This window comes from Archangium sp. (genome assembly GCF_036389735.1).
Lineage (GTDB): Bacteria > Myxococcota > Myxococcia > Myxococcales > Myxococcaceae > Archangium.
Genome location: NZ_DASVWK010000080.1, coordinates 1 through 9,743 on the forward strand (window position 1 = coordinate 1; position 9,743 = coordinate 9,743).

A 9,743-nucleotide genomic window follows, 5' to 3' on the forward strand; every position below is an offset into this window, starting at 1 on the left:
AGCCGAGAGGCCGGAACGCCAGGCTTCCCGACACTGGGAGGAGGTAACGGGGTGGCCTGGCAGGTAGGTGGAATCCACCCCCGTTGCACTTCCACGCGAAAATCACGGGGTGGCTTTCGCCCTTGGGCCCGTGGTCCTATATGCTGGGTTTGCGCGAATGGCCGGGTCGAAAACACCTCAGGGCCCGGACGACGTCCGTGGTCGGCAGATGGGCAACTACGAGGTGGTCTGTCGCCTGTCCACGGGCGGCATGGCCGAGATCTTCCTCGCCACCAAACGGGGACTGGCCGGCTTCCACAAGCCCGTGGTGCTCAAGAAGATCCTCCCGGACATCCAGGGCCAGGAGGAGTTCGTCCAGATGTTCCTGGACGAGGCCAAGGTCACGGCGGCCTTCAACCACCCGCACATCGCCCAGGTGTTCGACCTGGACGTGGATCGGGACGAGCTGTTCCTCGCCATGGAGTTCGTCCCGGGGGCCACGCTGGTGGAGGTGGCGCGCGCCTGCCATGCCAACAACGAGCCCATCCCCGTGGGCTTCGGGCTGGCCTCGGTGCGTGACACGGCGCTGGCGCTCCACTACGCGCACACCTTCACGGACGCGCTCGGCGAGCCCTCGCCCGTCATCCACCGGGATGTGGCCGAGAAGAACATCATGGTGACGTACGAGGGCGTCACCAAGCTGCTGGACTTCGGCATCGCCAAGAACCTGGCGATGGCCAGCCGCACGGCGGTGGGCATGGTGAAGGGCACCAGCGGGTACATGTCGCCGGAGCAGATCCGCGGCGAGCCGCTGGACGCGCGCAGTGACCTGTTCAGCCTGGGCGTGGTGCTGCACGAGTGCCTCACCAGCATGCGGCTCTTCCCAGGCAAGTCGCCCATGGCGGTGGCCCAGGCGGTGCTGCGGGCCCCCATCCCCGAGCCCTCGCGCGCCAACAAGTCCATTCCCCCCGAGCTGGATGCCATCGTGCTCAAGGCGCTGGCGCGTAAGCGCGAGGAGCGGTACGCCTCCACGCTGGAGTTCGCCCGCGAGCTGGAGCGCACCGTGGGCCCGCTCATCTGGCTGCCCGAGACCAGCGGCGAGCTGCTGCGGCGCCTCTTCGCCGAGCGGCGGGAGCAGACGCGTCAGCTACTCGCCCGAGGCCGCGCCGCCGTGGACAGCACGGGCGAGGTGAAGCTCGCGCAGCTCTTCTCGGACAAGGAGGCGCCCGCCACGCCTCCGCCCGGGCCGGGTCTCGCCGCTACGAGGACTCCTCCCGCCGGCCTGGCCCCTCCCCCGGCCGTCCGACGGCCCTCGTTGTCGATGCCCGTCGTGCCGCCGCCACCTCCCGAGGACACGAACGTCCGGCCGGCGCTCTCCACGGCTCGCCCACCCCCGATCCACGACGAGCCTGTCACCCAGCTCACCCAGCCCACTGCGTCCCCGCGCTTCGCGCTTCCCGAGCCGCCCCTCGCACGCCGCGGCCTCAGCCGCGCCGAGGCCGTGCCCGCGCAGCACACGCCCGAGGGGGACATCCAGACGGCCATCATGCGGCCGCGCCCCGGCTCCGGGGCCCAGGACACTCCGAGCCCTGGCGCCTCCCAGTCCGTCCGCCAGGGACCCGGCCGCCGGCCCACCCTGGACATGCCCGTGGCCCGGCCCCGCGAGCTGCCGCCCGAGGACAACACCGGACCCGAGCTGCTCACCGTCCCCATGATCTCCCAGCCCGCGTTCGCCCGGACGCGCCAGGTGGAGCCCGAGGAGGACACCGGACCCGAGGTCGAGCTGCCCACCGCCCCGGCCCTCGCGCCGCCCGCCTCCGCCTGGTCTCCTGGAGTGGAGCCCGAGGACGAGGACGCGGAAGAAGCCACCCGCCTCGTCAACCGCCCCCCCGCGCTCCGGGCCCCCGCCGTCCACGCCAGGGAGCCCGCGCGTCCACGCCGGGGCCCGGGAGCCGCCGTGGTGGCGCTGGTGCTGCTGCTCCTGGTGGGCCTCGGGGCCGCCGCGGTGGTGCTGCGGCTGGATGGGGGGCTGATCTCCTCGCTGCTGTTCCCCGCCCCACCGGCCGCACCCCCGGCTCCCGCCGTGGCTCCCCCGCCGGCCAAGGCCGAGAGCCCCACGCCAGCCCCACCGCCTCCACCGGCCAGCACCGGGGACACGGCTCCGGCCCCACAGGCCACGGTGGTGGACACCGGGAGCACCGCGGACACGGGTGCCTCCACGTCCGTTGCCTCCGCCACCGAGCCCTCGCCCAGCGCGGCCTCCCCGGCTGAAGGCGCGTCCGAGGTGAAGGCCGAGGCGGTTCCCGCGGTCCCGGAGGACGTCGCGCCCCCGCCCGCCCGGATCGACCCTCCGACGAAGCCCACGAAGCGGAGCAAGGCCGGGTCCAGCACCCGCCGCAAGCGCGGGAGCGCTCCGGTGGAAGTGGAAGCGGAAGCGGAGACCTCGCCCGAGATGGTCACGAACCCTGGCGAGGCGGACCGGGCCTGGGAGGCGCTGGAGCGCGAGCGCTCGGGCACGGCCGAGACCTCGGGCGACACGGGCACCCTGACGCTCGTCACGGATGCGGGAGCGATGGTGTACCTGGGCGAGCGCCTGCTGGGAGAGGCGCCGCTCTTCCGGGTGTCCCTGCCCGTCGGCAAGCATGCCCTACGGGTGCTTGGCACCGAGGGTCGGTCGATGAAGCTCCAGGTGGAGATCAAGGCGGGGGAGGTCACCTCCATCCGCCGCTCCCTGGAGAAGCCCGCCTCGAAATGAGCGGGCAAGCGACCCGGAGGCAATCGCTCCGGAGGCCGCGCGTACCCTGGAGGACCGAGGCCCCCTGCCTCCCTTCTCCCGAGGTAAACCCCATGATGCTGCGCACCCTGATCCTCCCCGTCGCCCTGCTGGTCTCCGTCCCCGTGTTCGCCCAGGGGCCGGTCGAGGTCCCCGACTTCCGCGGCGTGGCGGTGAGCAGTGGCATCCACGCCGAGGTGAAGCCGGGTGCGAAGTCGGTGCGCCTGGAGGGCAGCGCGGAGGACGTGGCCCGGGTGAAGCTGGTGGTGACGGACGGGGTGCTGAGGACGGAGGTGGAGAAGGAGAAGGGCTCCTGGTTCTTCTCGAAGGGCCTCAAGAACGTGCGCCTGTACGTCACCAACCCGCGCGTGGAGAGCGTGGCGGCCAGTGGTGGCTCGGAGATCGACGCGGAGGCCACGCGGGTCGAGGAGTTCTCGGTAGCGGCCAGCGGTGGCAGTCAGATCCATGTCACCGGCGTGGACGTGAAGACGCTCGAGGCGGCGGCGAGCGGCGGCTCCCAGCTGGAGCTGAAGGGGCGCGCGGGAGAGCTGGAGCTGGCGGGCAGCGGTGGCTCCGTCATCGAGGCGCGCGACGTCCAGGCCGAGTCGCTGAAGGTGCAGGCCAGCGGCGGCACGCGCATCGAGGCCAGCGCGGAGCGCAGCATCACGGGAGCCCTGTCTGGCGGCTCCATCGTGAAGGCCGGCAAGAAGCCCGCGAACGTGCAGGTGAGCAAGTCCGGCGGTTCGGAGATCCACTACGAGTAGCAGCCCGAGTCCCCCGATACCCTCACCCCGTCCCTCTCCCTTCGGGAGAGGGGTTTGGTGGGTGGGTGGGTCTCAGCTCAGCCGGAAGATGCTCTTCAGCCGGTCCAGGATGTGGTGCTCGTCCGTCGGCTCCACCGTCTCTCCCGAGGCCGTCATCGCCGCGTCCAGCTGCGTGCGTCGGTGCGCCAGCATCCCCGACAGCTTCGGCGCCAGCTCCGGATGCGCCTCGAACAGCCGCGCGAACACCGGCCGGCCCAGCTCCAGCAACACCACGTCCGTCAGCGCCACCACCGTCGCCGCGCGCGGCTCGCCCGTCAGCAGCGACATCTCCCCGAAGTAGCTGCCCCGCGTCAGCCTCGACACCTCCACCCCACCCGCTCGCACCGACAGCGATCCCGAGCCCACCAGGTACAAGGTGTTGCCCGACTCACCCTGCTCCAGGACGTGCTCTCCCTTCGCGAAGCGCTTGGGCACCATCTCCTGCCGCAGCCGCACCCGCTCCTCTTCCTGGAGCACCTTGAAGAGATCCACCCGCCGCAGCATCTCGTCCACCACCTCGTCGGAGAACTCGGAGGCTGGTGGGCCGTTGCGCAGGTGCACCGCGCGCTGTGGGTAGGGCAGCTCGATGCCGTCCCGCCGGAAGCGGTACCACAGCCGGGTGTAGATCTCCTCCATCACCCAGTCGCTCTGCCCGAAGTCCTCCACGTAGTAGCGCACCTGGTAGCGGACGCCCATCTCGTCGAAGCCCCACGTGCGGCACAGCGGCGGCGGATCGCGCTGCATCAGCGGCACGTTCTCCAGCACCTCCAGCACCGCCGCCTTCACCTCGTTGGGCGCCCGGTCGTACGCGGCATGGAAGTAGATGTCCGCGGCCACCGGCTGTCCCGCCCCTCGCGAGTAGTTCTTCACCGACTCCTTCGAGCAGACGTTGTTCGGGAGGGTGACGATCTCCTTGCGCATCGTCTCGATGCGCGTCGCGCGCCAGGCGATCTGCACCACGCGCCCGGTGACGTCCTTGATGGTGACCCAGTCGCCCACCTGGTAGGGCTGCTCGAGCTGAAGCGACAGTCCGGCGAAGAGGTTGCCCAGTGTGTCCTGCATCGCCAGACCGAGCACCACCGAGAGGATGGCGGACGTCGCCACCAGGCTCGTCAGATCGATGTCCAGCTGCGTCTTGAGAATGGGGAGGACGGCGACGGCGTAGAGCGTGACGTCGAGCACGTCGCGGAGGATCTTCGGAGGCGGCATCGCCGAGCGCAGCCGCAGCAGTTGGATGCCGAAGGACACCCCCGCCCGGATGCAGCCGAAGGCGAAGGTGAGCATCCACGCTACCCTCAGCACTTGCAGCGCCCGCTCGTGCAGCAGGGGGCCGAGCTCCTTCTCCACCACGCGCAGCGCGAAGAACGCCACCAGGAAGTAGAGCGCTCCCCGGAGATCCCTGCGGAAGCTCGAGTCCGAGCTCGCCGCCCGGGCCACGAGGACGACCAGCGTGAGAACGACTCCCACCGTCAACGTCAGATGACTCTGGAGGAAGGTCAACACGCTCGCGAGCGTGCTCCCCGCGCCCTGGACGGGTCAAGGCACGGGGAGTGGATCAGAGCGTGAACCGGGTGTCCGAGACCTTCTCCCCCTTGCGCTCGAAGACCTCCACGCGCAGCTCCGGCTCGTTCCACGTGACGCGCGTGAAGTTGCTCTTCCCCGTGTAGCCGCCACTGCGCTTCACCACGAAGTCCGCCTGCCCGTCGAGGATGCCCTCCTTCTCGAACATGCCGAACGGGGGCACGAACATGGGCGCGTGGAACGCCGAGGACACCAATGACAGCACCTGGAAGTCCGGCCGCGAGGTGCTCCGCAGCTCGCTCCAGAAGGACACGTGCACGTCCCCCGAGAGGAACACCACGCGCTTCACCCCCTCGTCCCGCATGAACTCCAGCAGCTTCTGGCGCTGGAGCAGGAAGCCCGCCCACTTGTCCTTGCGCTCCCACTCCATGTAGCCCGCCAGCTTCACGTCCGGGAAGAACGGCACCGATGAGCCCACGAACTTCAAGCCCTCCCGGTCCTCCACCAGCCACTGCTTGAAGGCCTCGAGCTGTGTGGGGCCGATCATCTCCGGCGGCGCCGCCAGGTAGGAGCGCTCGGTGCGCGTGTCCATCATGAAGAAGCGCGCCGGGCCCAGCTCGAAGGTGTACCAGTAGCCTCGCGGGGCGTTGGTGCGACCCTCCACGCCCTCGCGCACCAGCGCGGGCCCGTGCACCATCTGGTAGGAGCGGTACGCCATCATCGCCGCGAAGTAGCGCGCCTTGTTCGCCACCCGCTGGTCCTCCGAGAGCTTCGGGTCGTACATCCGATCCGCGCTCCAGTTGTCGGCGATCTCATGGTCATCGAGCAGCATGTACGTCGGCAGGCGTGACATGAGCCCGCGCAACCCCGGCTGCCGGAAGATGCGGCGGTAGTTCTCGCAGTACTCCTGCCAGGCGTGATCCATGCGCCCCACGTCCGCGTAGATCTGATCTCCCAACATCAACACCGCATCCGTACTCACGCCCTGCTCCAGCTGCGCCTGGATGGTGCGGAAGATGCGGTCGCCCCGGTCCCCCAGTTCCTCCGAGTCGATGGGCAGCGGCGAGGGGTGCCGGCATGAGCCGAACACGAAGGACAGCGGCCCGGGTCCCGGCCTCGGCGCGGTGTGGAAGGAGCCCGTGCCCGTGGAGCGCAGATCCAACCCCTGCGGAGGCAGCAGGTGGAAGGGCTCGGAATCCGAGTGGAAGAAGCCCATCCGGTAGCGGTAGTGCGTCCCCGGCTGGAGCCCGTCGAAGTCCACGCTGCCCGTATAGTCGTCCTCGGGCAGCAGCTTGAAGTAGCGCGCCTGGAGGACCGTGTGCGAGTCGGCCGCGAGCAGCTGCGCCACCCCGTGGCAGCGCCTCGAGCCGCCCGGCGTCCGCTGACGATCTCCACGCCCCCACAGGCGCACCGTCGTGTCCGTGGTGTGCCCCACGATGGGCCCCACCGTCACCGCACTCGCGAGATTCGACGCCATCCGTTCCCTCGGAGGTCTCCGTGCTCCCGGCCTCTTGCCGCCCAGTGCAGACGAAGCGGCGGGGAGCGTCAATTGTGCCGTGGCCGGGGGGAGGGGATTGGTTCACGACGAAGCGGTTGGACTCGGGGCACGGGCCGGGCAAGGTGGTGCTGACGGTGGCGAAGAAGTAGAGAAGGGATCTCCCCCACGAACCCCACCATGAAACGTCACGCCCCGTCCGCCGAGCGCAACCGCGAGCCCCTCCTCGCCGTCCTCCGCGAGCTGTTGCCCTCACGGGGCACCGTGCTCGAGGTGGCCAGCGGCACCGGCCAGCATGCCGTCTTCTTCTCCCGCGCCTTCCCCGGGCTCGAGTGGCAGCCCACCGACGCGGACGCCACCGCGCTGGAGAGCATCGAGGCCTGGCGCCAGGAGGAGGGCGTGCCCAACCTGCGCGCTCCGCTCGCGCTGGATGTCAGTGCTTCCACCTGGCCCGTGGAGGCCGCGGACGCGATGGTGTGCATCAACATGATCCACATCTCGCCGTGGGAGGCGTGCCAGGGATTGATGCGCGGTGCCGCCCGGGTGCTGCCGCCCGGAGGGCCGCTCATCCTCTATGGCGCGTACTTCATCGAGGGACGCCCCACCGCACCGAGCAACCTCGACTTCGATGCTTCGTTGCGCGAGCGGAACCCGGCCTGGGGCGTGCGCGAGCTGGGTGCCGTCACGGCGGAGGCGCGGACGAACGGGTTGGAGCTGGACCGCGTCGTGGACATGCCGAGCAACAACTTCACCGTCGTCTTCCGCCAGCGCGGAGGGTGAGCGGGTGTTGAGAGAAGCCGGGAGGTCGCGCTGGTGTGCACTCGGCCTGTTGGGGCTGCTGCTGGCGGGGTGCTCGGCGCACGCTCCTCCCTGGCGAGAGCCAGCACAGGCCGGCAGCGGAGGCGGTATCGGCGGGGCCAGCCGCGAGGAGGAAGCCAGAAGTCGAGCGTGGCGGGTGGAGGAGGAACGGGTAGGGGCATTGGTGCAGGCCGCGCGGCGGGAGGGACGAGGACCGAAGGCGGATGAGTCGGCGCGGGCTGCCGAAGCGGACAGGGCGCTGGTTCAGGTGGTGGGGCTGGCGCTCGGGGTAGAGGAGGTGGGAGCAACGCTGGCCTTCGCCTTCTGGGTGGAGGAGGGCGCGCTGACGCCGCTCGGCTACCGTGAGAAGAGCGGAAACGGGCACGCGGGGCGGACGGTGGAGGTGAAGACGTTGGAGCGGATGCTACGCCCCATCTTCACGGAGTACGTGGGCCAGCGCACGGGTGAGGTGGTGCTGACACTGCGGCGCGAGGAGTCGCGCTGGGCGGTGGACTACGACGCCACGCGCCAGGGCTCCCGGCCTGCCGAGGCGAAGACACTCCCCGCGCGCATCCGGGGTGCCACCGCCGATGCATTGCTCACCTTCCACGAGGCGGCCCGGAAGGGATTGCGCGCCGTGCAGGTGCCGGCCGGTGGTGCGGCGCGGGTGGAGTTCGCGGTACGGCTGGAGGATGGCCGACCTACCGGCTGGGAGTTGCTGGGGACACGGAGCACGGACGAGGGAACTGGAGGTGCCCCACGATCGCTGTCACCCGAGGTGACGGGACACACCGTGCAGGTGTTGCTGCCCTTCATCGAGGGAATTGGCTCACGCACGGTGCACCTGATGCTGCGAGTCGAGCACCGGCCGGGAGAAGCGCAGGCGTGGGGCCGAGTGGAATCCGTGCGGATGGAGCACCCATCGTCCACCCTGGCTTCCGCACCCGAGCAGAGCTGGTACCACTCCATGCACGAGGCCATCCTGCTGCGCTGGCGCGAGGGCGTGTACGAGGGCTCGGCATGGCTGTCGCAGCGAGGCGTGGAGGAACTGGCGCTGTGGTACGCGGGCGGCATCGCAGCGAAGGGCCTGGGATTCTTCGCGACGAAGGGGCTGGAGTGGGTGCCGAGGGCGCTGGGCCGCGAGCCAGAGGTAGCAGCCGGATGGTTGCGCACCGCGCTCAAGCGCCTGCCCATGGGGGAGAGAAAGGCCTTCGAGCAACTCTGGGGGAAGGTGGCGCTGGAAGGCGAGCAGGCCCTGACCCGGGCTGAGCGCCAGGCGCTGCGGGGACTCTTCGTACGTCTTGAGCAAGTCATCCAGCAGCCGCTGGATGTCGACTTGAAAGGAACTCTTCGAGACGAAGCTCGCATCTACTACGGTAAACTCTACCCTCAGTTCGCCAAGACCTTGCGTGAGTTAGGAGAGCAGCTTCCCATCCATCATCGGCGTCCACTCCAATACGCGCATCTCTTTCCGGCTGAAGACATCAATGCCGGTGAGAATCTGGCGATGTTACGAAATTACGTCCACAAGGAACTCAATCTCTTGTGGACGAGGTTCCGCAAGGCTCGACCCAATCCGACAGCGGATGAAGTGAGGCGAGCCGCCGATATCATTGATAGTCATTTCGAGCCCTGGTACCACCGCGCTGACGATCCTCCAGGGCTGTTGAAGACCGCCAGAGAAACCAGGGAGGCCGCACTGCGCGAATTGCGAATCCAATTCCCTGGTCTCGATTAGGTGAGGAGAAACAATGAAGCCCATGGCCCTGCCCGGTCTGGAGAGATTGTTGGAGGTATGCCAGCGGTTGAAACTGGGGATGGAGACCTCGCCGCCCGCTCGTGTGCCGTTGAAGGCGGGAGACTCGTTGGAAGGTCTCCCCTTCGACCCGGTACTGGCAAGCGTCTACGCGCGCCTGGGACACGCGGCTTTCGCAACAACAGTGATGTGCTGGGTGCTTACCCGCTCTGACGAGCAGGAGCACAGGTTGGAGGAGAACAACAAGTGGTGGCGGGAGAACTGGTGGGAAGAGTTGGGGGAGCCGGTGATTGTTTTCGGCGGCTCGACCTTCACCTATGCCACCGTGCCTGGCCTCGCGGACGCGGGGGGAAGGCAACCCGTGGTGCACGTGGATACCTACGAGTCCGAACCCCACGTCATGCCCGTGGCTTCGAATGTGGATCGGTTCTTCGACAGCTACTCGCGCTACCTGGAAGCCGTGGTCGCTCACCCGAGCTACCAGGAGACGGGGGAAATAGAACTCACCTTCCCCTGGGACGCGACCGAGATCCTCGCCCGGGACGAGCGACTGGTGGAGTTGATGCGCGCGGGGCGCTTCGACTCATTGATGAAGCATGGGGACGACCCGACGCGCCG

Annotated in this window: 7 protein-coding genes; 5 read left to right on the forward strand and 2 right to left on the reverse strand. The window is 69.0% G+C overall.

What is annotated here, in order from left to right; genetic code table 11:
• Positions 1-208 precede the first annotated feature (208 nt).
• Both VF794_RS03195 and VF794_RS03200 read left to right on the forward strand, forming a co-directional pair.
• The gene (locus VF794_RS03195; RefSeq protein ID WP_331107576.1) at positions 209-2,734 is read left to right on the forward strand and encodes a protein kinase domain-containing protein; all 2,526 of its coding nucleotides are present in this window, start codon (positions 209-211) and stop codon (positions 2,732-2,734) included.
• Between the two features lie 92 nt (positions 2,735-2,826).
• Positions 2,827-3,516 (forward strand): head GIN domain-containing protein, encoded by a 690-nt coding sequence (locus VF794_RS03200; RefSeq protein ID WP_331107578.1) that lies wholly within the window; start codon positions 2,827-2,829, stop codon positions 3,514-3,516.
• Positions 3,517-3,588: 72 nt separating this feature from the next.
• On the opposite strand, the gene VF794_RS03205 is transcribed toward VF794_RS03200, so the two are convergent.
• Entirely contained in the window at positions 3,589-5,058 is a 1,470-nt protein-coding gene (locus VF794_RS03205) for a mechanosensitive ion channel family protein (protein ID WP_331107580.1), read from the reverse strand.
• A gap of 52 nt (positions 5,059-5,110) precedes the next feature.
• Positions 5,111-6,553, reverse strand: a complete 1,443-nt coding sequence (locus VF794_RS03210) for an alkaline phosphatase D family protein (protein ID WP_331107582.1) — start codon at positions 6,551-6,553, stop codon at positions 5,111-5,113.
• A 198-nt stretch (positions 6,554-6,751) separates the two neighbouring features.
• Between VF794_RS03210 and VF794_RS03215 the strand changes: the two genes are divergently transcribed.
• The 3 genes from VF794_RS03215 to VF794_RS03225 all read left to right on the forward strand — a co-directional run.
• Positions 6,752-7,351, forward strand: coding sequence for a DUF938 domain-containing protein (locus tag VF794_RS03215; RefSeq protein WP_331107584.1), 600 nt, complete (start codon positions 6,752-6,754; stop codon positions 7,349-7,351).
• Positions 7,352-7,355: 4 nt separating this feature from the next.
• Positions 7,356-9,107 carry a hypothetical protein gene (locus VF794_RS03220; protein ID WP_331107586.1) on the forward strand — a complete coding sequence of 584 codons (1,752 nt, stop codon included), beginning with the start codon at positions 7,356-7,358 and terminating at the stop codon, positions 9,105-9,107.
• Positions 9,108-9,120: 13 nt separating this feature from the next.
• Positions 9,121-9,743: hypothetical protein (locus VF794_RS03225; protein ID WP_331107588.1), on the forward strand; the 623-nt coding region annotated here is incomplete at its 3' end.

What these genes read in the sequence shown, in the direction of transcription:
- VF794_RS03195 (WP_331107576.1), top strand. Translation starts at nt 209, where the DNA reads ATGGGCAACTACGAGGTGGTCTGTCGCCTGTCCACGGGCGGCATGGCC.
- VF794_RS03200 (WP_331107578.1), top strand. Translation starts at nt 2,827, where the DNA reads ATGATGCTGCGCACCCTGATCCTCCCCGTCGCCCTGCTGGTCTCCGTC.
- VF794_RS03215 (WP_331107584.1), top strand. Translation starts at nt 6,752, where the DNA reads ATGAAACGTCACGCCCCGTCCGCCGAGCGCAACCGCGAGCCCCTCCTC.
- VF794_RS03210 (WP_331107582.1), bottom strand. Translation starts at nt 6,553, where the DNA reads ATGGCGTCGAATCTCGCGAGTGCGGTGACGGTGGGGCCCATCGTGGGG.